We start from the raw sequence: 25,994 nt of genomic DNA, 5'->3' as shown, positions 1-25,994 counted from the left end.
CAGCCTTAAAGACTGTTATAAAACCCATGTTTTACATTTAGAAGACTTTCATATATTGAACAATGTCACTTACATTTTTAAGATATAACTTATACTATAAAAATCTTTATATCCATTCATCTCTTTCAATCTCTAAATAGACATCATTATCTTCAAGGTAAACAGGTCGAGGTTTGCTGACGAACCCTAATCTTTCGTAAAGTTTCCATGCACTTATATTATCTTTATGTGGCTCCACATATACTCTTTCAGCCTTTCCTTCTTCAAAGGCTTTATCTATAGTATATAATAATGCCTCTGAAGCAATTCCTTTACCTTGGACAATGGGTAATAATTTAATATCTAATGCAGCTGTTTTAGTATTTACATCGGTATTATAAAATGTTTCTCCGCAATAAGTACCATCCTCTAAATAAATAGAATAATGACAACGATATGGTAGTTTTATTGCCTGTATAATCCACTTTTCAAGATTCTTTATAGTTGTTCCCAAGCCATGAGGAAAACCTACAAATTTCATTACTTCGCCATTATTCCATAGCTTCATGATGTTATCTAAATCATCTCTACTTGTTTCTCTAATAATAATTTTATTATCTACCAAAATATTTCCTCCTAAAATCTTCATTTTGGAGGGTTAAAGTGAGTGCACCCTCCTTGCACTATGCTTTAATAATTTAGTTATATTTCTCATAAAAAACACCCTTTCTTTTTAAAATTTGGGTACATCTTTTTATATTATATCTTATTAATCTTTATTTTTCCATTCCTACAGACTACAATTATAAGAAAAGAGATAGATAATTGATTTTGAAAGATTTATTGTGATCTTTCCTATCCTTGACTATGAATATTTCTTCAAATATAATTTAACTAAGTGAGGTGGTACATATGATTGAATGTAGTATAAATAGTTTAATCAAATATTATGGAGCAAATAAGATTTTTGAAAATATATCCTTTGAATTACACAGTAATGAAAGGGTCGGGTTGATTGGACAGAATGGATGCGGAAAAACTACTTTAATGAAGATACTAATGGGCATTGAAGATTATCATGGAGGAAATATTAGCTTTAGAAAAGGAAGTAGAATTGGATATTTAGACCAGATATTCAAATGTTCCAAGGATACTACTGTAATAGAAATCCTTGAAATGCCTTTTGAAAATATATTTAATATTAAGCTAGAATTAAAAGGATTTGAGGAAAGATTAAAAAATTTATCTGGTGAAGAATTAGAGATTGAAATGAAAAATTATGGTCTTCTCATGGAGGAATTTGAACGCTGTGGCGGATATACTATGGAAATCAATATAAACAAAGTATGTAATGGACTTTTCATACCAGATGATTTTAGAAATAAATTATTTGAACAATTATCTGGTGGTGAAAAAACCAGAGTTCTTTTAGCAAAATTACTTTTAGAAAATCCAGATATACTCTTATTAGATGAGCCTACTAACCATTTAGACATAGAATCCATTGAATGGTTGGAAGAATTTTTATTAGGATATAATGGTACAGTTCTTATGGTTTCACATGATAGAAGTTTCCTTGATAAAGTTGCCAATAGAATTATAGAGTTAGAACCTACAGGTACAAAAATCTATGATGGAAATTATAGTTACTATGTTGAGGAAAAGCAAAGGCGATTTGAGTTAGAATATAATGCCTATATAAATAATCAAAGAAAAATTGAGAGAATGGAACAGCAAATTGAAAGATATAGAATTTGGGGTGCCATGAGAGATAGTGAAAAGATGTATAAACGTGCTAAAGAGCTTGAAAAACGATTGGAAAAAGTAGAAGTAGTAGATAGACCAACATTGGAAGATTCCAAAATTAGACTCTCTGCCGAAAAAGTAAATCGTTCTGGAAAGATTGTTCTTAATGTAGAAAACTTGAAAAAATCCTTTCCTCAGAAAAAATTATTTTCAGATATATCCTTTACTCTATTTTATCAGGATAAGTTATGTATAATGGGAGAAAATGGTGGTGGAAAAACAACCTTATTGAAAATTATACTTGGAGAAATTGAAGCTGATAATGGGAACTTTACCATAGGATCCAGTATAAAATTAGGCTATTTACCACAAAATGTAGTATTTGAAGATGAAGATATGACAATTCTTGATTACTTTGCTGCAAAACATAATATCAGCAATTCAGAAGCAAGGTCTGAACTGGCAAAAATGTTATTCATTAGAGATGATGTATATAAGAAAATCAAATCCCTATCTGGTGGTGAAAAATCTCGACTTAAATTATGTTCTTTAATACTTGATAAAGTGAATTTTATGATTCTAGATGAGCCTACTAACCATTTGGATATTGATTCTAGGGAAGTTTTAGAAGAAACACTTTCTAATTTCAATGGCACAATTTTATTTGTCTCCCATGATAGATATTTTGTACAAAAAGTAGCCACAAAGATAATGGTATTAGATAAATCTAAAGCTAAACTATATCCTGTACCATATGATGAATATTTAGAAATAAGGGAAAAGGAAATAGTTGTAAAACCTATAATAAAAGGATCTAAGCCAGTTAAAGCCATTCCAACTAAACCACCTAAAAAACCTAATACCTTTAAAATAGCACAGGTTGAAAAGGAAATTGAAGAATTTGAAAATAAATTAAAACTGATTGATGAAGAAATGGCTTTAAACAGCGATAATGCAGATAAATTATATGAATTATTTGCCCAAAAAGAATTAATTGAAAAGCAACTGGAGGACTCTTATGAATTATGGGAGACCCTTCAAATCTAAACATCATTAAACAATAATAATATATCCCTTAATCGTAACGATTAAGGGATATATTATTTAAAACTCACTTTCATATTTCTTGAAAAACTCATAGTATGTACGCACATTTTCTAGTTCTGTCCATTTCTTCACTACAACTGGATTTTCATCAAGATCATATATTTTCGCCTCAGCCATAGCAAGAAGAAAAGGAGAATGTGTTGATATAATAAACTGACATTTAAAAAATCGTGCTGAGTCCTCAATAAATTTCATTAACTCCATTTGACGTTTTGGAGAAAGGCTGTTTTCAGGCTCGTCTAATAAATAAAGTCCGTCTTCTTCTATCTTTTCCGTAAAATATAAAAAGGAACTTTCACCATTTGAATATTCTCGTACATTATCCATTAATTCATTTCTTACAAAACGAGATTGAGTTTTTCTTCTAGTGTCATTTATCTTTTTTAATTTTTCATAATCTGCTATGGAATTCATTTGAAAGTGAGAATACTTAGAATCCAAATATTCCTCAAAAAGTTCTTCTCGTTTTTGGTCGATTCCTTCGTTAAGGTTACGGATATTAAACATATAATCAAATACATCATCACTAGTAATAATTCTACTCTTTTCAGAAATCTCAGTCCTAATCTCCATTGTACACATACTGACATAGTCGGTATAAAAATTAGATTTATTATAGATAGAATCACGATTGACTCCTGTTTTTTCTGCTATAACATTCAATGCAGTTGACTTTCCTGAACCATTTCCTCCATATAAAATTGTAATTGGCTGAAAATCAATTCTTTCAAATTTATTTCTTGATAATATATTAAATGGATAAAAGGAGTCATAGCAAGTTCTTTTTATCCCTAGAAAAAAATCAAATTCCATGTCCTTATTTGGAAATGTAAAAGCATTTAAATAAATCATTATCATCTTCCTTTAACTAATACATTTTTTCCAGACTGCTTTAGTTGCAATTAATCCAACTGGAATATAAATATATGCACCATAAGGAATTCTAGTCAATATATAGTGTCCCAATACAAATACTCCCATTATAAGGATACCTATTATAATATTATATCCACCTGGCCCTTCTGTTACTTCAAAGGCTTTGGAAAATGGTAGCTTCTTATCTAATATTTTAAATTCTATAATGATAAATAGCAGCATATTTATTCCAACCACTATAATTTGTTCAACTATCTGCATTTTATATATAATTAAAAATATTAAACTAACTAAAATAAATACTGGTACAAATAGATTAACAATTGCTGCCTTAACAGTTCCTCTATAAATAGCTGCTTTATTTTTAATAGGTATAGTTTCGTATATCCATGCCCCTTTATAATTTCCCGAATACCCTAAAAAGGCTAATATATTAGGAATCATTGCAAAAACCATATAAATCCATAAATAATTCTTCGTATTGGAAATATTTGAGATTTGACTTCTATTCATACTAAACATCATAAGAAATGGAAATATAATTGCCATTCCCAAACTTGGATAAACCTTTAACTTGAAAGTTCTTTCATTTTTTAGCATACTAGTAGCAAATTTGTAAAAACTTCTTTCCTCTTCATCTTTACAAACTACCTTAGATATAAAAATATTAACTTTGCTTTTATCCTTAGTCTGCCCCTCTGCACTATTTAACTTCTGTAAATTTCTTTCAAATATAGGTATGAATTTTATATAAATTACTATAGATATGATTGGAATTAACACTCCAAGTATAGAGTAAATTACAATATAACTTTGATTATTACCCTTTAATATTAACTCAAAGGGTGCTGCAAACCATAATGGTGGAAAAAAGTATTTCCATGGGCTTGGATTAAATTCTAAATTATTTATATCTATGAAATTAAAAATCCTGCCTATTAATTGATACCCCAGTGACATTCCTATGGCTAAACCTATTTGAACATAGTTAATAATATCCTTTAGTTTTTCGCCACTGGAAAACCTAAGAACTACAAGGTAAATAAGGGCGGTGAGTATTATTATAAATAATGCAATCAAAATTACTTCTACCAAATATATTAAGAAGAAAGTTATCCCATGTCTTATTATAGATGCAATAAGCGAAGGGCCAGAAATAGCCATAGTAATAACTGTAATATACATAAATATATGTAATATTTTAGCCATGTTTAAAGTCTTACTATCTACAGGCTTTGAAAGCAGTATCTCTTTATCCTTTATATCCAGCAGTACAGAACTAAAATCTGCTATTAAAGAAGTCATCAATAAAAAAATAATTACTCCAAATACAAAGCTCATTTGAAACAAGAAATTATCTCCAACTACTATAAATAAAATTAAGAATGCTCCCATTAAAACATATGTCCATAAAGATTTTAGAAAATTATTCTTGTCATTATCTTCTTTTACCTTTTTCTTATTATTTTCATTGCTTAAAATGGTAGATACTCTTCTTCCATCTAATATTAGCTTTACATTGAGTATCTTTCGCATAACAGGATAATCTACTCCCATTTTTTCAAATACTCCCCTGAAAACATCTAAGAATCTCAATACTCCAAAATCCTTCATCTATATCACCTCTTCTATGGTAGCCACTATTTCCTTAGCTATTTTCTCGTGTTCATTAAATCCAGTTAATTGGTTAAATATCTCCTCTAATGAACTATCCATAGTTGTACCCTTTAAATCATTGAAACTTCCATCTGCTACTATTTCTCCATTATTTATAAGTATTATCCTACTGCTGATTTTTTCTACTACCTCCATGATATGAGAAGAATAAAAAATAGTTTTTCCCTTTCTAGCTAATTCTGCTAATACTTCCTTAAATACCATAACACTGTTGGCATCCATTCCACTTAAAGGTTCATCTAGGAATAGAACTTCAGGATCATTGATTAAGGCTGATATTATAAGAGCCTTTTGCTTCATTCCCTTAGAATAAGAGCTAATTCTAGCATCGTAAACATCTTTAACCCCAAATAAATCCATTAGCTTCCCAGCTTTTTTATTTGCTTCTTCATATTTCATACCATAGAGCTCTCCAATAAAAGTTAGATATTCTCTAGCTGTAAGGTTTTCATAAATTTCAGCAGTCTCAGGTACATATCCAATTTTCTTCTTATAGTCTACTTTTCCATCTCTTATATCTTCACCAAATATCCTTATATCTCCAGAATAGTCTCCAACTAAACCTAACATTATCTTTACAGTCGTACTCTTACCAGCACCATTTGGTCCAATATACCCTATGATTTCTCCCTTATGTACATCTAGATTAATATCCCTTAGTACTTCTTTATCTCCATAGCTTTTACTTAAATTCCTTATGGTTACTATTGATTCCATTTTTTTATCCCCCTAGAAATTTATTTACTATATTATAACATAATGAATTCTACTAAATCTCACCTTATTTTTTCAAATCCTCTATCCTATCTTTAAATTTACTAAAATAGTCATCAAAATTACCTCTTAATTATAATTAAGAGGTAATTCTATTTTTATTATTTAAAATAAAATTGCCATATCTGTTAATCTTTTATAACTTAATAATGTAGATACGAAAAGCTCTTGCAATATGGTAGCTATATTTATTCTTTAATCAATTATATTATTTATATAAAAGTAGATTAGCTAATATTACAATCTCTCCTTATTTCATCACATATATTAGTAATTTGAATAAAATAATACTAGTTTTAAATGATAGGGGTGTGAGTATGGAAGTTATACTATTAGTATTGGTATTATCTTTAGACTCTTTCGTAGCTAGTATTGCTTACGGAACAAATAAAATAAAGATACCATTTAGGTCAATCCTAATTATTAATACTATTTGTTCACTTTTCCTAGGTGTTTCTATTTTCTTTGGCTCTCAAATAAAAAAAATACTCCCTAATAATATTACATTAATATTAAGCTTTTCTATACTAATGCTACTTGGAATATATTATTTATTTGAAAGTATTATTAAAACCTATTTGGAAAAGAAGTTAGAAGAAAATGAGAAAGTTAAAATAAAACTATTTGATATATGGATAATGATAGATGTATATTGCGATGAAACTAAAGCAGATTTTAATCTATCTAAAAAACTTGATGCAAAGGAAGCAGTATATCTTGCCACTGCCCTTTCACTAGATTCATTGGCTGTAGGTTTTGGAAGTAGTCTAGGTAATATTAATTATATTCATGTAATAGGATTATCTTTAATTATAGGATTACTTTCTATTTACAGCGGAATCTTTATCGGAAAAAAGATTATGGAAAAGACAAAAATCAATTTATCTTGGTTATCTGGTATTCTACTAATAATATTAGCAATTTTAAAATTAGTTTAAAATAAGTCCTATGGCTGATTGACATAGGACTTATTTATTTTTATATTAATTTTTTTACAAACTGTCCTTCCTTCATAATTACTTCCATATTATCAACAGAAATATTATGAATATCCAATAAAGGATTTTCTTTTAAAACTATTATATCTGCAAACTTTCCTTCTTCCAAAGTTCCTGTAATCTTATCTACCTTTAACATCTCTGCTCCATTTTTAGTTGCAGCAAGTATTACTTCCATTTCTGTTAACCCTGCCTTATTTAGTGCATACATTTCTGTAATTGCATATTTACCATAAGGAGTTAAGCTACTACAGAAGGAGTCAGAACCTACTGTAATTCTAATTCCTTTTTTATTGGCATTTTGTAAATTATCAATTATACGGTTCAACTCTTTTTCCGCAGTTGTATTTCCTGGATACTGATCATGTATAGGTCTATATGGCGGCTCATATACTGTAAACCATTCAAAGAAGAATTGAAGTGTAGGGCAGAATGTTATATCCTTTTCCTTCATAATCTCTAAACATTCTTCATTTAATTCTTGTCCATGAATAATAGAATCTACTCCTGCTTTACATGAATTTAAAGCTCCTTCATAGCCTTCAGCATGGGACCATACAGGTATACCTACCATATTACACTCATCAACTACTGCCTGTATTTCTTCCATTGTATAGTGAGTATCAGCCTTAGCATCATATCTCCATATTCCTCCACCAGTAGACCATATCTTAACTGCATCTGGATTTTCACGAAGTCTCTTTCTAATGGCTTTTCTTAATTCCCAAGGTCCATCTACTCTTTCTGCCCAAGGATGAGAGTCATTATTATATTCTAAAGGCAGTCTATGGGAATCTCCATGTCCAGCAGTTCTACAAAAACCAAGTCCTGTTGTTATTACTCTTGGCCCTTCAATAACTCCTTTTTCAATCATATTCCTAATATGTATACCTGAACGAGAGATTTCTCCTACTGTAGTTAAACCATGTTCTAAGGATTCTTTTGCTTGTGCCACTGCTACTACAGTTTTTTGAATTGCTGGTTCAAGTACCCATTCATTATCGTCATCACTTAAATTACCGCTAAAATGAAGGTGTGTATCTATTAAACCTGGCATAATAGTTTTTCCAGTTATATCAATTACTGTACCTTCTTGTTCTGTATCCAACTTAGGTCCTGCATATTTAATTTTTTTAGCTTCTACTACTACCATAGAATCTTCTATTACTTCTCCAGTACCATTTATTAATAACCCACCAGTGAATATGATTTTATTCACAAAAACCCCCTCCTTATAATTTAAATATATCAATCACCAATATTATACCATGTTTTTATTAAAAATCACTTAAATAAATTCCCTTAGTTGTTGTAACTAAGGGAATTTATTTAACTAGTTCATATGTTTTTTTCTTTGTTCTTCTTTTAACTTCTCAGGAGTCACATCGTTGCCTTCCTCATCTACTACTTTGACTTCCATTAAAGTCCTTTTCATATTTCCTCTAAATATTTTAAGGTATTCTTGACGCAATTTTTGTTGTTCTTCCTTTTCTTCATCTGTTAGTCCTATGGTTTTAGACTTATGAGAAAGTTCATTTATTCTTTTTATTAATTCTTCCATACAATCTCTCCAATTCTTGATTTTGATACTTAATTAGATTTTAACACTTAGGACTATCTTCTTCAATAAGTAGTTTTTTGTGCTTTGTCCTTCTATACAGTATAAATCCTATTCCATCGGCTAAAGCCCAACCTATGGGAACAGACCACCATATTCCTCTTTGTGCTATAGATGGAATACTTGAAAGTATATAAGCCATAAGTACCCTAGTACCTAATGAAATTATTGTAAGAATCAAAGATATATTTAATTCACCAATACCTCTGAAAAATCCGTAAAACATAAATAAAAATCCTATTAGAACATAGAAAACAGATATTATTGATAAATATTCTACTCCTAATTTAATTACATTTACTTCACTTGCCTCTACAAATATTCTCATTAGACTGCTTGAACTCATATATATTATTATGGACATTATAAGACAAAATATTATTATAGTTTTTATGGCTGATTTTACTCCCTGAATTATTCTGTCATTTTTCTTAGCTCCTTTGTTTTGTGCCACATATGTTCCAAAGGCATTTCCAAAATCTTGAACTGGCAAATATGCTATGGAGTCTACCTTACCTGCCGCAGTAAAAGCCGCAATAGTATCTGAACCAAAGGTATTTACTATACCTTGTACACATACCATTCCAAAGGTCATTATGGACTGTTGAATAGATGTAAGAAAGCTAAATTTACTTACCATTGCAAATATACCTTTATCAAATACTAAATCTTCTTTCTTCAACCTTATAAATTCTATTTTCCAGAGCCCATATATTAAACATAAAATAGATGAAACTCCTTGAGCAATTACAGTGGCAAATGCAACTCCAAATACTCCCATATCATAAACTATGACAAATAATAAATCTAGTACTATATTGATTATAGCCGCTAATATTAGAAAGTATAAAGGTGTTTTTGAATCCCCTATGGATCTAAGTAAAGCTGAACAAGCATTATATAGGTAAACAAATATCAATCCTGCAAATATGGTTTGTAAATATTTTTGTGAGTCTAAGAATATTTCTTCTGGTGTATTTATAAGGTTTAGCATACCCTTTGTAGTAAATACTAATATAATAGATAATACAATAGTAAAAATCCCTATGGATGAAAATGATATAAATATAGTTTTCCTAAGATTTGAGTAATTCCTCTCACCAAAATAATAGGAATATACTACTGCTGCTCCCATACATAAACCTATTATAACAAAGGAAAAAAAGTTCATAAGCATAAAAGACGAGCCTACTGCTGCCAAAGCATTTTTTCCTACATATCTTCCAACTACAACTGAATCTACTATATTATATAATTGCTGAAATAGGTTTCCAATTAACATGGGAAAAGTAAATGCTATTAAAGTCTTAGTTGGATTTCCCCTTGTCATATCTGTTATCATATACTTTCACTCCTTTTCCATCTATACTATTGTAGTTTAACATGAATAAATATATAATTAAAATATCAATATATTATGGAATGTATATATTTTATTATATAGGGAGGGTTGACGTGGATATAAAACAACTTTTATATTTTATTACTGTTGTAAATGAAGGAAATATTACAGCTGCTGCAAGAAAACTTCATATTGCACAGCCTGCCCTTAGTAACCATATTAAAAATCTAGAGGATGACTTAGATGTTAAGTTGTTTCATAGAGGACCTCGAAAAATCACCTTGACAGAAGCAGGTGAAATTCTCTATACTAAGGCAAATAATATTCTTGAATTGAAAAATTCCATAAGAAAAGAACTAGAAGACAGTAAATCAGGATTTAAAGGTACTCTAAAAATAGGCACTATATCTGCAATAGATGCTGATTTCCTAGAAAATACTTTTCTTAGATTTCATAAAAAATATAACAATATCAAATATGAAGTCTATGAAGGTATAACTCCTGAAATTATTAATCTATTATTTTCAAGAGTTATTGAAGTAGGAATTGTAAGGACTCCTTTTGATAAAACAGGACTAAATACTCATTATTTAGAAATGGAACCTATGATAGCTGCATATAAAGAGGATAATGATTTAGATAAAATAAATTCTAAAATCAGCATAAAAGATTTAGATGGAAAACCTCTTATTATTTATCGTCGATTTGAAAACATAATAGTATCTGCATTTCAAAAACTTGATGTAAATCCATATATATTCTGTATTAATGATGATTCTAGAACTTCGCTTCTATGGGCAAATACTGGATTAGGTGTTGCTATTGTTCCAATGTCATCTAAAAACCTGGTTTTAGCAAATAACTTAAAGTTTAAAATCATAGACAATGAATCCTTATTTTCTCAAGTATCTATAATAACCTTAGAAGATAGTAATTTGTCTACTGTTGCAACTAATTTTATAGATAATATAAAATAAATACCATGTCTCGAAATTCTAGACATGGTATTTATTTTAAAATAGTATATGCATAAACAATGCAGCAAATGGCATTGCTATTATGGTTCTTTGTAAGAATATAATCATTAATTCTTTGAATTTTAAAGGAAGTCCTGTATTCATAATTACAACTACTGACTCTGCTAAGAATATAATTTGTACCATTGAAACTACAGTTACAAAAAATCTTGTCTTAATGTGTAACTGAGCTACCTTATCTGCAATAGTTAATACTGGAATAAACATCTCTGTAATTCCAGTTGGAATTGCTGTTGCTGCAACTTGAGCATCTGGTACTCCTAACAATTTAGTTAAAGGTAAAAAAGCATATCCTATTATATCAAATACTGGAGTATATTTTGCAACAATCATACCTAGTATACCTATGGAACATAATAAAGTAATAACCTTTGGTAATACAGGAAATGAATCCACAACTGAATCAACTATTCTCTTAAACATTCCACCTGATGTATGAGCTCTGACAGATGCCCTATTTACACCAGCCTTTAACATTGAAGGTCCAAATTTTAATGAAGCTTCTTTTCTATCTTCATCTGTTTGCACTTTTCCATTTGCGAATACATCTCTCTTTTTATTTAAAGGCCACAATCTACTACAAATAGCAGCTAATATAAAGGCTAATAAGAATGATACAAAATAAGTCTTTATAAAGTGTTCACCTATTCCTGCTGTTTCCATAACTAACAGAGCATAGCCTACAGAAACCGCACTAAAGCAAGTAGCCACTATAGATGATTCTTTCTCTGTATATATATTTCCTCTATACATTCTACTAGTAATTATAATTCCCATAGTTGTTGATCCTACGAAAGAAGCACAGGCATCAACTGCTGATTTTCCCGGTGTCTTAAACAATGGTCTCATTAGAGGCTCTAAAAGAACTCCAAAGAAATCTATACAGCCATAATCAGTTAAGAAAGGAATAAAGAATGCTCCTACTGGAATAATAAATGCTACACCTATAACTACTCCAGGTATTACCATTTCACCTGTTGATGGTCCAACTATCATTTCTGGTGCAGAATAAACACCAATTTTATTTAAGAAATAAAGTAATATAAATATTCCACCTGCTAAATATAAAAATGGATGTATGATTGAATCTGCTTCAAAATACTTATAAAGCTTACTTTCCTTTTTTGAAAAGAATTTTCCAATTACACTTGCAATTCCTGTACTCATAAGTACAATTGTACATAATAATAATGCTCCAACAGCCTGTCCATTAATAACTATTAGTGAATCTACAATTGATATTGCACCTTGGTAAATATATCCAAATGGAATTCCCCCATTTATAGGTACGAAAAACACAAATATTGCTATTGCTGAAATTATAAATGCTTTTATAGCTCCCATTGTCCAGTCTCTTCTATCTAATTCAATAGAGTCTAGAACCTTGGGATCATTTAAATCTAATTGACTTAAATCATAGTCTTTGTTTTTGCTTAAATTTATTGTTTTCAGTTCTGTCACCTTCTTCTTTCTGTTATTTGAATCACATGTATAAGGCTGTCCATTTACGTTCCTAGATGGACAGCCTTATATTTATTAACCCATTAAGTGAGTTTCTAATATTTGTTCTTGCTTTAATCCTTGTAATCCTAAATAATGATTTAAGTTATTTAATAAGTATTCTAATTTAACTGGTCCTACTAATTCTGAACCTGTTACTGCTACACCATATTTTTGAGCTTCAAGTTTAACTAATTCAAAAGTTCTATAAAGTGGAGTGTTTGCACAGTCAAACATATTCATTGACACAACTACTCCTTCTCTTTCTGGGAACTTGATTCCTACTGCTCTTACTGTTGAATATCCACCGCTTGGCCCTCTTACAGCTTTTGCTATTTGTTTAGCTATATTTACATCTTCTGTAGCTAGGAATACATTGTATGCAGTTAAACCTTCTTTATCTGCAGACACTATAGTTGCTCCTAATTCAGGACTTAATTTTCCGTCTACTGATAAATCAGGACGTCTTGCTTCATGGTCTGGATGATTAGGATCATCTAATAAAGCTTTTAATCCTTCATATTGTCCTTTTCTTATATATGAAATACTCTTTTTATCTTCTGTTCTAGCATTTTCACCAGAGAAGAATATTGGTACTTGATGTTTTTCAAATAATTCTTTTCCTATTTCTTCTGCTAATTCTTTACACTCTTCTACTGTTGTATTCATTAATGGGAATAGAGGAATTGTATCTTGTCCACCTATTCTTGGGTGAGTTCCCTCTTGAACTGTCATATCAATTAACTCATATGATTTTGCAGCCATTTCTAATAAAGCTTCTTTTAATGGAGCTGGTTCTCCGATTATTGTTAAAACCGTTCTGTTAAAATCATGTTCTGGTTCACAAGTAACAAGTTTAACGTCTTCTCTATTTTTAATTGTACCAGAAATTGCATCTATTACTTCTTGTCTTCTACCATCACTAAAATTAGGTACTGCAAGTATGAATTTCTTTTCCACTATTATCTCTCCTTAATATAAATTTATATGTTTCTAGCCATTAAGCCTTTCATAAACAACTTTTAAGGATGCTTCCTTTAATTCTTTTGCTGAATTCAATAATGAAGATACTTCTGCTGATATTGTATTTCTATATTCTTCATCTTTTATGCTTCCTAGATTAATAGTTACATTTAATAATGCACCTTCTAATCCTGAATAAGCTAATAATACACCTACTCCTATATCAGTTATAGCATTTACATTTCCATACTTCGCAAAAACATCTTGTAATTCCAATACTCTATGGCATTTCTCTGCACATTTTAAAGGAACTTCCAATGCAATTTTATATCCATCTTGAATAGCTTGTGATCTAGCCTTTTTATCTTCATCTGTTTCTTTTGGCATTTTAAATGCTTCCATTACTTTATCAAAAGCATTTGTATCTTCGTCTACTATATTTGCTAATTCTTCAAATAATCCTTCTAATTCTTTTTCATTTGTTTCTAAGGTAGTTCTTACTTCTTCTGGTAACTCTTCATAATTCTTCTTAGAAAATGTTAATCCACCAACCATACTTGTTAAAGCTGATCCAAGTGTTCCTACATAAGCTGATACACTTCCGCCTCCAGGAGTAGGATCACTACTCTTAGTATCTAAGGCATACTGTTTCAAACTTTTATCAATAAACATTATTGCACCTCCGATATTAATATATAACTTTGCTATTTCTAACCACTGCCCTTATATATAGCAAGACTTATGCCAAAAATAAAACTTCTTTCAATAATTATTGAAAGAAGTTTTATTTTTATATCTAATATTTAGATGATATGGTAATTTACTTATTTTGAACAGATATATAATTATTATATCTTTTTGTAAAGTTCTAAAAAATACTTTAATCTTAAATAATATGTCTCTTTATATATTATTAAATTAATTATTCAGAAGATTTTTTTCTCTCTTAAAACTTCAATTACCTACAAGAACCTTCAAAACGTATAATTTTAAGGTTGAGGAATTTTTTCCTGCCAATTAGGAATTTTTTCCCGTGCTGAATTTAAGGTCAATCCCAAGTCTTTTTGCCTTTTTTCTTAAGGTACTGGCTTCTAATCCGGTCATTTTGCTTAACTCATGTATATCTCCTGCCTTATACATATATTCATCTAATAATACTTTCTCATAGTTATAGATATTTTCCTTAAAGGATTTAGTCTCATCTAATGCCATAGTTCTAATTTTGCCTATATCTCCACTTAAAATATCTCTTTCACTTATTAGATTCATTTCAGACGTTACAACTAATCTTTCAATTTCATTTTCTAACTCACGTATGTTTCCCGGCCAATCATAACTAATTAGTAACTGCATTGCCCTTGAAGAAATTCTTTTATCATAATTATAATGTTCATTTAATCTTTCTAGGAAAAACTTAATCAATGGAACTATGTCTTCTTTCCTTTCTCTCAAGGGAGGAATATCAATTGGAACAACCTTTAATCTGTAGTATAAATCGCTACGAAACTTTCCTTCTTCTACCATTTGATGTAAATCCTTATTTGTAGCAGCTATAATCCTAGTGTCTACAGATATATTCTCTGTACCCCCAACCTTTTGCAATACTTTATCTTGAATTACAGATAAAAGCTTTACTTGTAGATTAAGTGGCAGTTCTCCAATTTCATCTAAAAATAGAGTCCCCTTATGTGCCAACTGAATCAACCCTATTTTCCCTTCTTTCTTAGCTCCTGTAAATGCTCCTTCTACATATCCAAATAGTTCCGATTCTATTAGACTTTCAGGAAGTGAAGAACAGTCAACCTTTATAAAATTTCCTTTTTGTCTAAGACTATTTTCATGTATATATTTACTGAGAACCCCTTTTCCTACTCCCGATTCTCCTGTAATCAATACTGTAGAATCTACCTTGGCAATTCTAAGAGCTAAGTTTTGTATATCCTTTATAACTTTACTTTTGGCTATCATATAATTATCTTCTGTTTCCTTAGCATTTAATATATCTAGCTCTCTTTGCATCCTTATATTTACGCTTCTTAGTTCATTTAATTGAAACTTCAAATTTTCTATACTTGTTATGTCCATAACACTTACAACTACATTTATCAGCTGTCCATCTTCAAAAATTGGGACTCCTGTGGAAAAAATATTTTTTCCATTTGCTTTCTGGGTTTTCCCCACTACTTCTCCCTTTTCAATAACTTCCAAAGCAACAGATTCAGAATAAACACCTTCACTTACTAGATTTTTCATATCCTTTCCCACAATCCAATTGCTTTCAATTCCTTCTATTTCTTCACAGGCCTTATTATATAAAATTGTTACACCTTTAGAATCCACTACATGAACTCCTAAATTTAATGAATTAAATATATCTTTAATCTTATTTAGGTTTAAACACATTTTGACATTTTCCATATTAACACCTCTTTTAACAGCATTATTAATTATATAACATTATATCATAAGGCTATGACTATATAAAAAGGCTAGTTAGAAAATCTATTCTCCAACTAGCCTTTTACTCGGTTATTGTAATTTAGTCAAAAGTTTAATTAAATATTCATAGGTCCTCTCTGTAGATGATATACTAAGTCTTTCCTTTGGAGTGTGAACATCATACATATTAGGACCAAAGGAGATAATATCCAATTTAGGATATTTTTTAGCAAGTACCCCACATTCCAATCCTGCATGAATAACTGTAGATTCCATTTCTTTTCCAAACATATCTTTGTATATTTCAAGTGCTGTATCTCTTAGTCTTGAATTAGGATTGTATTCCCATTCTGGATAATTTCCACTTATACTGCATTTAGAATGGGTTTTGTTTATTTCATCTACAATCTTTTCACGTAGTTCCATCAATACACTTTCCGTAGAACTTCTAGTAGATACTTGAATAATAATTTGCTCATCTTCTATTTTTAATATGGCCAAGTTACTAGAACTTTCTACTATTTCCTTATTGTCTGGAATCATAGTATATACTCCAGTAGGAATATTGTGAAGAAGCAGAGTTAAAGCATCAAAGGCTTTGTTATCTATTACCTTGCTTACTTCTTCTCCTTTAGATACTGCTACATCTATTTCTGGTTCTTCTGATTTATATTTATTTATAGTTTTTTCTTTGATTTCTTCTACTTTGTCTATAAATTTAGATATTTCTTCTGATTTTACACCAACTGTAACAGATGTTTGTCTTGGAATAGCATTATCCTTAGTTCCACCATTGATAGACACTAATTTTATATCAAAACCATCTTTTAGTTCTTCCACTATATCATTTAAAATCTTGTTAGAATTTCCTCTAGGTTTGTGAATTTCCATACCTGAGTGTCCTCCAAACAAGCCTCTTACTTCTATATGAACAGCTGAATAATTTTCTACTTCTTCATATTCTATAGGAATTCTTACTTCAATTAATTCTCCACCAGCAGAGCCAGTAACTAGAACTCCTTCTTCCTCTGAATCTACATTTAACAATCTCGTCCCCTTTAGAACATTTTCAGATAGACCTAAAGCTCCCTCCATCTCCACTTCTTCTGATGTAGTTACTAAAAGTTCTATTTCAGGATGCTCCAGTGTATTATCTTCAAGTATTGCAAGACCCATGGCTATGGCAATTCCATTATCTGCCCCTAAAGTAGTTTTATCTGCATATATATAGTCTCCATCTATTTTTAATGAAATAGGGTCTTTGGCGAAATCATGGTTACTATCATCTTCTTTTTCACCTACCATATCCATATGACCTTGTATAATAACTCCTGGAGAATTTCCGTATCCTGGAGTAGCTGGTTTTCTTATGATTACATTTAGTGTGTCATCTTGAATAGTTTCAAGTCCTAACTTTTCTCCTACACTTTTAATATAATCACTTACTCTTTTTTCATCATAGGAACATCTAGGTATTTGTGTTAATTGTTCAAAGTAACAAAAAACCCTTTCTGGTTTTAATCCTTCTAATTTACCCACCTTATCACCTTCCTTTGTTTACTTTCCGTTGTTCTCCACAATTTTTACAATTAGTTGAGATGCTAATTTCATAGATTCAGTTGGAATAAATTCAAATCTTCCGTGGAAGTTATATCCCCCTGTAAAAATATTAGGGCAAGGTAAACCCATATATGATAATCTAGCACCATCAGTACCACCTCTAATTGGCTGAATCATTGGCTCAATTCCAAGGTCCAACATAGACTTTTTAGCTAATTCTATGATTTCCATATGAGGTTCAACCTTTTCCTTCATATTGTAATAACTATCTTTAATTTCTATTTTAATTATATTGTCATATTTATCATTTAAGAAATTAACTATTTTTCTAAAGTCTTCTTTCATCTTTTCAAATTTTTCTCTGCAATGCTCTCTAATAATATAGGTAACTACAGTATAGTCTACAGTTCCATTAATTTCATCTAGTAAATAAAACCCTTCATATCCTTCTGTATATTCTGGTTTTTGATTTACTGGAAGCATATTATCTATTTCCATAGCTATTCTTGAGGAATTTATCATGATATTTTTTGCTGTTCCTGGGTGAACATTTTTCCCTTGAATTTCTATTTTTACACTTGCTGCATTGAAGTTTTCATACTCTAATTCACCTATAGGTCCACCATCTACAGTATAAGCAAAATCTGCACCAAAATCTTTTACATCAAATAAATCTGCTCCTCTTCCTATTTCTTCATCTGGTGTAATTCCAACTTTTATATCTCCGTGTTTTATCTCAGGATGATTAATTAGATATTCCATAGCATCGATAATCACACTTATTCCAGCCTTATCATCTGCACCTAAAAGTGTTGTGCCATCTGTTGTAATGAGTTCCTTTCCAACTAAATCTTTTATAAAAGGAAACTCTTTCTCTGTTATACTATATTGTTCATTTAATTTTATGTCTCCACCTTCATAGGTAAATATCTTTGGATTTACACATTTACCATCCAAATCTGGACTAGTATCTAAATGAGCTATAAAGCCTATGGTTGGTACTTTTGTGTCCATATTAGATTTTAATGTTGCATATACATATCCATTTTTGTCTTGACGTACATCTTCAAGACCTATCTCTTGTAAGTCTTTCACTAAAAGGGCACCTAGTTCTAGTTGTCCCTTTGTACTAGGACAAGTACTGCTATTTTCATCAGACTTAGTGTCTATAGCAATATAGTTTTTAAATCTTTCAATAATTTTATCCATATTAATCATCCTTTCAATTAATTATCCATAAAAAAGGCTTCTAAAGAAATCTTTTCAGGAAGCCTTTTTTATATTCATGAAGGAAAATTCTTAATTGCAAAAATAGAAAGAACCTTCCTATTCATTATAATAGTGTTTGTATTACAAGCATGGCTATTGAGAAAACTCCTATTATCCCCATAAGAGGAAGTATAAATTTTAGCCATTTATTATATGTTACATCTACCATTTCTAAAGTTGCTAAAATTAGTCCAGTTGGAGTAATAAATGCCATCCAACCTTGACCCCAGTTATATGCTGTAACTACAACATCTCTAGCTACTCCAACAGTATCTGCTAAAGGTGCCATTATAGGCATTGAAAGTGTAGCAAGACCTGATGAAGATGGTATAAAGAATCCTAAGAAACTAAATAATATCATCTGAACTCCTGCAAAGATACCACCATTCATATTTCTAATAATAGATGATGTGTAGAATAACAATGTATCTGAAATCATTCCATCATCCATTACAATATTAATAGCTCTAGCAACTCCTATTATAAGTGCTACTCCAACTAAGTCTGCTGCTCCAGCTACAAATGTGTTTATTGCCTCTTTCTCAGAAAGTCCTGATAAGAACATTATTATAATAGCTACTGATAAGAAAAGTCCGCCCATTTCTGGGAACCACCATCCACCACTAGAAACTCCCCAAATCATAACTGGAAAAGCACCTAAAAATACAACTAATATTAAAATCCTCTTCCAATTAAAAGGTGCAACATTGTTTGGGTCATAGTTCTTTAAAAATCTTTCTTCAATTTTATCCATATCCTCATGAACTATGGAACTCTTAGGGTCTTTTCTAACCTTTCTTGCGTAATAATATATATATACAAGAGTTATTATAGTTGCAAGTATCAGTGCTATAATACGGAATGTAAGTCCTTCGTTAAATGAAATCCCCGCAGCATTTGAAGCAATAACAACTGAAAAAGGATTCACTGTCGAGAACATAGAACCGATAGAAGAACCCATATATATTGCTGCAATGGCAACTATTGCATCATATCCACTTGCTATAAATATAGGCATCAATATAGGATATAGGGCTATTGTTTCCTCTGCTAATCCAAAGGTAGTACCTCCCAAAGCTATCAACGCTGTTACAAAGATTACTAATAAGAATTCTTTACCCTTTGTTTTTTTAGATAAAGCTGCGATTCCTGCATCAAAGGTTCCAGTTTTATTAACTAAACCTATGATTCCACCAAGAATCAATACAAATACCATAATGTCTACTGTATCCATAATACCCATAATAGGGGACATTATAACTGGTAATAATCCTTGTGGTGATTGTTGTATAGTCTCATAGGTATCTGGAATTGCTATGGGTTTCTTTATACTTCCATCTGTAAACTTGCTTAGATCCATTTTAATATTTAGACTATCAAGGGTTTCTTGAGTTGCTGGAAGTTCTGAAACTTCTCCCTCTGGATTTACTACTGTAAAGATATTTTGTTCTGAATCATATTCTAACTTTGCATAAAGTCCTGCTGGAACCATATAAGTTAATATAGCAGCCAATATTAATATTATAAATAAAACTGTAAATGCTGTAGGAAATTCAAATTTCTTTTTTTCCTTATTTTTTTTCATATTTTCATCTCCTGTTAAAATATTATGAGTTTGAGTATTCACTACTATTGTTTACATTTATTAATTAATTATAAATATTTTTGTTTATAATCATTCTTAATAATTGTATATTAGGTTTTTATAAATATATTTCCCAATATTTTTGTCACTCCTTCTATGTCTAATTTTTATTTAATCAAATAAAGCTTACCATAATTTGTTAAGGCTTACAAGATATAACACACCAAATTTTCTCTTATGTACGAAAATAGAGATAACTCTATTATTTAGAGTTATCTCTATTTTTATTTTAAGCTTCTACAGCTTCTCCCATGAACATTGCTATGTCATCTTCTACATTTGATATTGTTCCTATTCCAAAAGTATCTACTAATACTTTAGCCACATTTGGTGAAAGGAATGCTGGTAATGTAGGTCCTAAATGAATGTTTTTTACACCTAAGTGTAACAATGCAAGTAATACGATTACGGCTTTTTGTTCATACCAAGCAATATTATATGCTATTGGTAATTCATTTATATCATTTAGTTCAAATATTTCTTTTAATTTAAGAGCTATAACTGCTAAGGAATAAGAGTCGTTACATTGTCCTGCATCTAATACTCTTGGAATTCCTCCAATATCCCCTAAATTTAATTTATTGTATTTATACTTTGCACAACCTGCAGTAAGGATTATAGTATCCTTTGGTAATGCTGCTGCAAAGTCTGTATAATAGTTTCTACTTCCTTGTCTTCCGTCACAACCTGCCATTACAAAGAACTTCTTAATTGCACCTGATTTAACTGCTTCTACTACTTTATCCGCTAATGCAAATACTTGAGCATGAGCAAATCCACCTACGATTTTACCTTTTTCTATTTCTGTTGGAGCTGGTAATTTCTTTGCGTGTTCAATTAACTCTGAGAAGTCTTTTTGTTTTCCTTCTACTCTATCTGCAATATGTTTGAATCCTGGATAACCTGATGAACCTGTTGTATATACTCTATCAGCATAGGATGCTGCTGGAGGTACTATACAGTTTGTAGTAAATAATATAACTCCATTGAACTTTTCAAATTCTTCTTTTTGTTTCCACCAAGCATTTCCATAGTTTCCTACAAAGTGATCATATTTTTTAAACTCTGGATAGTAGTTTGCTGGTAACATTTCACCATGAGTATAAATGTCTACTCCTGAATCTTTAGTTTGCTCTAACAATTCTTCAAAGTCTTTTAAATCATGTCCTGATACTAAAATACCTGGTCTATTTGATACTCCTATATTTACTTCTGTTATTTCTGGATTTCCATAAGTAGATGTATTTGCCTTATCAAGTAATGCCATTACATCTACACCAAATTTACCTGTTTCTAAAGTTAATGCAACTAATTCATCTGCTGTTAAACTATCATCTGTAATAGCAGCTAAGGCTTTTCTTATGAATTTTGAAATTTCTTTGTCTTCATAGCCTAAGTTACTTGCATGTTCTGCATAGGCTGCCATTCCCTTTAGTCCATAAGTAATTAATTCCCTTAAAGACCTTACATCTTCATTCTCAGTAGATAATACTCCAACTTTTTCGCTAGTTGACTTAAATACTATTTCATCATTTGAATTAACAGTAAATGTTGAAGCATCTTTTAACTCTCCTAGTTCAATACCCTTTTCAGTTAATGTAGCTTTTAATTCATCTCTTACTTTAAGAGCTTCTTTAATTTTTGCAAAGAATCTGTCTTTATCAAAGTTTGCATTGGTAATTGTCATAAATAAACCATCAATTATTAATCTATCAAGTCCTGGAATTTCAATTCCATTCTCATCTGCTTTAACTCCCAACAAAGAAATACCTTTTAACGTATAAATCATTAAATCTTGTAATGCCGCTAAATCTGCAGTTTTACCACACATACCTACTTTTGTACAACCTTTTCCTCCTGCTGCTTCTTGACATTGATAACAAAACATAGTCATTATTTCTCCCCCTATTATATATATTTATAGTGTTTATACACGTTGTTCCTTTTATCTTACATTTATCATTATATATAAACTCATTTAATATTTCGGTAACATATGTTACGAAGTAAAAAATTTTTATAATTTTTTGTTGATTACCAACTAATAATCTTTACCTGCTGGTTTGATTCTTTCTGGGTATGCTACTGAGCAAGGTGTTACACCATAAACCATATTACAATGAGGGCATTTTGTTTCTAAATGAGTCATTTCAAACTCATTTTCACATTCAACACATTTTATAACAACTCCCGGTGGCATTGGGCGAGTATTGAATCCCATCATTCTTATTTTATCTACTACTTCTTTTCCACTTCCGAAACTTCCTGTACATCCGTCGTGCATTTATATTTCCTCCTTTTTTAATTGTTCTCCAGTTCTAAGTTTATTTCTCATTCCTTGAATTACATTGTCCATCTTTTCAAGCTCTATTAATAATCTTTTTTCTTCATCACTTGTTTCTATAATTTTATCTATACCGCCATTTTTGATTATAATTCTCTTATGTGCCATAAGGGCAAGTATTGGATCATGGGTTGCCATTAGGACTATTTTATCTTCAGATACCAACAGTTCCAATGCCTTTTTTCTATCTATTCCTGCATTTTCTATTTCATCTATTAATACTATTGGCGAAGAACTAAGTATTGCTGTATCTGCAATCATCAATGCTCTTGATTGTCCACCACTTAGTGATGTTACAGGAGTATCTAGGTTGAATTTTTCTCCAGCTAAATTATTGGCAGCTAATATTATTTTTTCTGTTGTTCCCTTTACATCTTCTACTAGTCTACTTTCTGCATGGAGTTCTAAGAACTCTCTTACAGTAAGGTCCATTACAAAGTTCATATTTTGAGATAATTGTGCTACTAATTTATTATTAGATGAAAATCTCCATTTCTTGTCTGGCAATTCATCATTTATAAATATACTTCTTCCTGTAGGAGTATCCTTTTGGGCAGTCCATTCTATATCAGCTAAAAGCCTAGATTTTCCTGAACCAGTAGGACCTACAATAGATATGATTTCAGATTTATTTATGGTCAGTTTCTCAAATCCTTCCTTATTACCTGACTTATCATGACCTGGTAATATAGTTAGGGACTTTACTTTTGTATCTTCCTTTATTCCTAGAAACTCCTTCATCTGTTCTATGAAGGCTTCTAAATCTAGTATTAGTTTTTCCTTATTTATTGCCCAGTTTTCTATATCTTCTTCACTGAAAGTATCTAGATATTCTTTAAATGTTTCATCTTTATGACTTTCAACGTCTAATTTGTTTTCCTCAAAATAATTTATTACAAAAGGATACTTTTCTTCTAATTCTCTTATGGTTAAATTATTCATAGTCTTCACCTAAATCCATTTTTCTTACATTTCCCATTTGATAAGCCTCTCCTATTCTAGTTTCGCCTAAACAATAGGAACACATGGCTGATGGCATTGGGAATCTTAGTTCCATTCCCTGTACTGAATCTATTTTTTGTTCTTCATCAAATAACAGGGTACTTAATTCATAGGCACCTTGACCTGTAAGTCCATTAATGTGCATAGTAGTTGCCCTTGGATTTACTGAATTTACCTTTGAGGCAAATACTTCTCTTTCTGCCTGAGACACTATGTCGCCCTTAGTAATAACTACTATATCTGCTGATTTTAACATGGGACCAATTTTCTTTGGAGTATTTATTCCAGATAAATTGTCTATGACACAAACACCTTTTATATTTCTTATATAAGGTGAACACCTATTACAAAGTCCTGCTGATTCAGTAATTAACATATCTAATTTCATTTGATTTCCCCATTTTACCACTTCTTCTATATTTGAAGCAAAGAAATGGTCTGGGCAAAGGGCTCCTGAAAGCCCCTTCTTTACTGGAATTCCAGCTTTATCATATAATATATCATCATCTGTATAAAGACAGTCAAACTTCACTACTCCTACAGAAATATCTCTCTGTTTTAAAGCATCGATTGTTTTTAATATTATTGAGGTCTTCCCTGATGAAGGGGGACCTGAAAATACGATTAAATTCATTTTCTACCTCCTGTCCTAAACTGCATCATGAAATATTTTTTCACATCTTCTTATTAATTCGCCAATATCATGATTATTTATATAGTCCCAACCAAGCCACATAAACTTTTGCTCCATAGATAAATCATTATCTACCTCTGGATTAGTTGATGGAAACTTTCCATTGGTTGAAAGTATTTCTCCTACTTCTTTGGAGAAGAAAAAGTCTACGAAAGGTTTTGTTTGCTTCTTAGTCTCTTTCTTAGCCAATAAAAATACTGGAGAAATTATTGCACCGTCTTCTGGCCATATGGGCTTTAATGGAGACTCACTTCTTACCATCTTTGTAAAGAAATATGGCATAATGGTTATAGTTGGAATCTTAGATTCAGTTTTCTTTGTATGAGCCTTTACCATTTCTGCAGGATGCATACTCCTTAGAAGTGTTTTCCCAAGTTTAGTTACTCCTTCTTCTCCATAGTTTTTATATATATTTAAAAGTATAGCATTAAATAAGTCAAAATCTTTCATAGGAAGGGATACAGAATCTTCAAATTCTTCTTTTAATAAATCCTTCCAAGACTTAGGCATCGGTCTATCTCCTAATTCTTCAGTATTTACCATAAATACAGCAGGAACTACTGCTATTATAGAATATTGTTTTTTGGGGTCTTTTAAATCTATTTCTTCATTATCAAAGTCTTTATTTAATTTTTCCAATCCTGTAATATCTTCAAATACTCCTCTTGATTTAAACTTTCCCATTAATTCCTTATCAAAGAATAAATCAAATCCTGCTGACATAAATAAATCTGAAAGAGACTCTTCTTTATCAGAATGAATCCTTTCCTTTATCCAATCTACACCTAAGTTTGCAGACTTTAATTCATAGTCAACCTTAAAATCAAATTTATCTTTATTTTCATCCATCCAAGTATTAAATCCTTCTAGTAAAGGAACTCTTACTGGACAAGGCAAAACCCCTTCTATTTTTATATCTCCTCCGTTTTGTCCTTTAGGTGCAGATAATGCTGAGTCTACTGATATTCTATTTTGTTCTATTACATCTACTAATTTTTGAGTAAATAATTCTACATTTACCTTTTTAGTCATACAAGCCATTTCAAGGGAAATTGTCTTACCCATTAACTTTCTCATTTTCTCATTGGCTAATTGTTCAAATCCATTTTGTACAAATATATCTATGGTTTCTGGATATTTTTCCGTTATATCATATACCTTATCTTTTATATCAAAATATTTATTCATATTTACCTCCTATATAATCCGTCATTCTCTAAGGCTATTATACCCATAAACAAAAAAAAAGTCGGTAACTATTGTTACCAACTATTTTTATTTATTGAATAAAAGTTCTCTGGTTCTTTTTTATGTGATTTTAAGTCATCATGTCTCCATATCTGCTTTTCAATGTGTTTCTTGATCCAAGCTTTGCTAATTTGTTTAGTTTAAAAATAAATTCATACGATTTTACTCTATAAAAT

At 30.5% G+C, this 25,994-nt stretch carries 22 protein-coding genes; 3 read left to right on the top strand and 19 right to left on the bottom strand.

All coding sequences use genetic code 11. The features are described 5' to 3' along the window. Positions 1 to 106: 106 nt before the first annotated feature. Complete coding sequence (locus KQI41_RS00800; RefSeq protein ID WP_195837936.1) at positions 107 to 604, bottom strand: GNAT family N-acetyltransferase; 498 nt, start codon at positions 602 to 604, stop codon at positions 107 to 109. A gap of 287 nt (positions 605 to 891) precedes the next feature. On the opposite strand from KQI41_RS00800, the gene abc-f reads away from it, so the two are divergent. Beyond that, positions 892 to 2,772, top strand: a complete 1,881-nt coding sequence (abc-f, locus tag KQI41_RS00795; RefSeq protein ID WP_154439545.1) for a ribosomal protection-like ABC-F family protein — start codon at positions 892 to 894, stop codon at positions 2,770 to 2,772. Between the two features lie 57 nt (positions 2,773 to 2,829). Here the strand turns inward: abc-f and KQI41_RS00790 are convergent, their stop codons facing one another. The 3 genes from KQI41_RS00790 to KQI41_RS00780 are packed head-to-tail and all read right to left on the bottom strand — an operon-like array spanning position 2,830 to position 6,102. Then, positions 2,830 to 3,684 (bottom strand): AAA family ATPase, encoded by an 855-nt coding sequence (locus KQI41_RS00790; protein WP_154439546.1) that lies wholly within the window; start codon positions 3,682 to 3,684, stop codon positions 2,830 to 2,832. A 12-nt stretch (positions 3,685 to 3,696) separates the two neighbouring features. Further along, positions 3,697 to 5,322 carry a hypothetical protein gene (locus tag KQI41_RS00785; RefSeq protein ID WP_154439547.1) on the bottom strand — a complete coding sequence of 542 codons (1,626 nt, stop codon included), beginning with the start codon at positions 5,320 to 5,322 and terminating at the stop codon, positions 3,697 to 3,699. Continuing rightward, positions 5,323 to 6,102 (bottom strand): ABC transporter ATP-binding protein, encoded by a 780-nt coding sequence (locus tag KQI41_RS00780; protein ID WP_154439548.1) that lies wholly within the window; start codon positions 6,100 to 6,102, stop codon positions 5,323 to 5,325. Between the two features lie 374 nt (positions 6,103 to 6,476). Between KQI41_RS00780 and ytaF the strand changes: the two genes are divergently transcribed. Beyond that, a complete protein-coding gene (ytaF, locus tag KQI41_RS00775; RefSeq protein ID WP_154439549.1) occupies positions 6,477 to 7,097 on the top strand; it encodes a sporulation membrane protein YtaF in 621 nt (206 codons plus the stop codon). Between the two features lie 40 nt (positions 7,098 to 7,137). Here ytaF and KQI41_RS00770 read toward each other — a convergent pair whose 3' ends face one another. From KQI41_RS00770 to KQI41_RS00760, 3 genes are all read right to left on the bottom strand, one after another. Further along, complete coding sequence (locus tag KQI41_RS00770; RefSeq protein ID WP_326828314.1) at positions 7,138 to 8,376, bottom strand: metal-dependent hydrolase family protein; 1,239 nt, start codon at positions 8,374 to 8,376, stop codon at positions 7,138 to 7,140. Between the two features lie 114 nt (positions 8,377 to 8,490). Continuing rightward, positions 8,491 to 8,718, bottom strand: a complete 228-nt coding sequence (locus KQI41_RS00765) for a DUF896 domain-containing protein (RefSeq protein WP_154439551.1) — start codon at positions 8,716 to 8,718, stop codon at positions 8,491 to 8,493. Positions 8,719 to 8,758: 40 nt separating this feature from the next. Continuing rightward, a complete protein-coding gene (locus tag KQI41_RS00760; protein WP_154439552.1) occupies positions 8,759 to 10,117 on the bottom strand; it encodes an MATE family efflux transporter in 1,359 nt (452 codons plus the stop codon). Positions 10,118 to 10,230: 113 nt separating this feature from the next. On the opposite strand from KQI41_RS00760, the gene KQI41_RS00755 reads away from it, so the two are divergent. Beyond that, the gene (locus KQI41_RS00755) at positions 10,231 to 11,094 is read left to right on the top strand and encodes a LysR family transcriptional regulator (RefSeq protein WP_216584594.1); all 864 of its coding nucleotides are present in this window, start codon (positions 10,231 to 10,233) and stop codon (positions 11,092 to 11,094) included. Between the two features lie 36 nt (positions 11,095 to 11,130). Here the strand turns inward: KQI41_RS00755 and KQI41_RS00750 are convergent, their stop codons facing one another. From KQI41_RS00750 to KQI41_RS00695, 12 genes are all read right to left on the bottom strand, one after another. After that, entirely contained in the window at positions 11,131 to 12,615 is a 1,485-nt protein-coding gene (locus KQI41_RS00750; protein ID WP_154439553.1) for a YjiH family protein, read from the bottom strand. Between the two features lie 75 nt (positions 12,616 to 12,690). Beyond that, positions 12,691 to 13,614, bottom strand: coding sequence for a glutamate formimidoyltransferase (gene ftcD / locus KQI41_RS00745; protein ID WP_326828315.1), 924 nt, complete (start codon positions 13,612 to 13,614; stop codon positions 12,691 to 12,693). A 33-nt stretch (positions 13,615 to 13,647) separates the two neighbouring features. Then, positions 13,648 to 14,289, bottom strand: a complete 642-nt coding sequence (locus KQI41_RS00740; protein WP_154439554.1) for a cyclodeaminase/cyclohydrolase family protein — start codon at positions 14,287 to 14,289, stop codon at positions 13,648 to 13,650. A 345-nt stretch (positions 14,290 to 14,634) separates the two neighbouring features. Continuing rightward, positions 14,635 to 16,035 (bottom strand): sigma-54 interaction domain-containing protein, encoded by a 1,401-nt coding sequence (locus KQI41_RS00735; protein ID WP_154439555.1) that lies wholly within the window; start codon positions 16,033 to 16,035, stop codon positions 14,635 to 14,637. 111 nt (positions 16,036 to 16,146) lie between these two features. Next, the gene (locus KQI41_RS00730; protein WP_216584593.1) at positions 16,147 to 17,595 is read right to left on the bottom strand and encodes an aminoacyl-histidine dipeptidase; all 1,449 of its coding nucleotides are present in this window, start codon (positions 17,593 to 17,595) and stop codon (positions 16,147 to 16,149) included. 18 nt (positions 17,596 to 17,613) lie between these two features. Next, entirely contained in the window at positions 17,614 to 18,825 is a 1,212-nt protein-coding gene (gene pepT, locus KQI41_RS00725) for a peptidase T (protein WP_154439556.1), read from the bottom strand. A gap of 124 nt (positions 18,826 to 18,949) precedes the next feature. Further along, the gene (locus KQI41_RS00720) at positions 18,950 to 20,470 is read right to left on the bottom strand and encodes a YfcC family protein (RefSeq protein WP_154439557.1); all 1,521 of its coding nucleotides are present in this window, start codon (positions 20,468 to 20,470) and stop codon (positions 18,950 to 18,952) included. Between the two features lie 289 nt (positions 20,471 to 20,759). Next, complete coding sequence (gene hcp / locus KQI41_RS00715; protein ID WP_154439558.1) at positions 20,760 to 22,424, bottom strand: hydroxylamine reductase; 1,665 nt, start codon at positions 22,422 to 22,424, stop codon at positions 20,760 to 20,762. A 147-nt stretch (positions 22,425 to 22,571) separates the two neighbouring features. Continuing rightward, on the bottom strand, positions 22,572 to 22,814 hold the full coding sequence (locus KQI41_RS00710; RefSeq protein ID WP_154439559.1) for a hypothetical protein: 243 nt from the start codon (positions 22,812 to 22,814) through the stop codon (positions 22,572 to 22,574). Next, positions 22,815 to 23,816, bottom strand: coding sequence for an ATP-binding cassette domain-containing protein (locus KQI41_RS00705; RefSeq protein WP_216584592.1), 1,002 nt, complete (start codon positions 23,814 to 23,816; stop codon positions 22,815 to 22,817). It abuts the gene before it with no gap. Then, positions 23,809 to 24,510 carry a GTP-binding protein gene (locus KQI41_RS00700; protein WP_154439561.1) on the bottom strand — a complete coding sequence of 234 codons (702 nt, stop codon included), beginning with the start codon at positions 24,508 to 24,510 and terminating at the stop codon, positions 23,809 to 23,811. The genes KQI41_RS00705 and KQI41_RS00700 overlap by 8 nt, the downstream gene beginning before the upstream one ends. Positions 24,511 to 24,525: 15 nt before the next feature. Beyond that, the gene (locus tag KQI41_RS00695) at positions 24,526 to 25,758 is read right to left on the bottom strand and encodes an ABC transporter substrate-binding protein (protein ID WP_216584591.1); all 1,233 of its coding nucleotides are present in this window, start codon (positions 25,756 to 25,758) and stop codon (positions 24,526 to 24,528) included. Positions 25,759 to 25,994 lie beyond the last annotated feature (236 nt).

It is taken from the genome of Tissierella pigra, assembly GCF_018917845.1.
Lineage (GTDB): Bacteria > Bacillota > Clostridia > Tissierellales > Tissierellaceae > Tissierella > Tissierella pigra.
The sequence above is the reverse complement of the archived record's forward strand: the minus strand, read 5'-3'. Positions and strand labels throughout refer to the sequence as shown.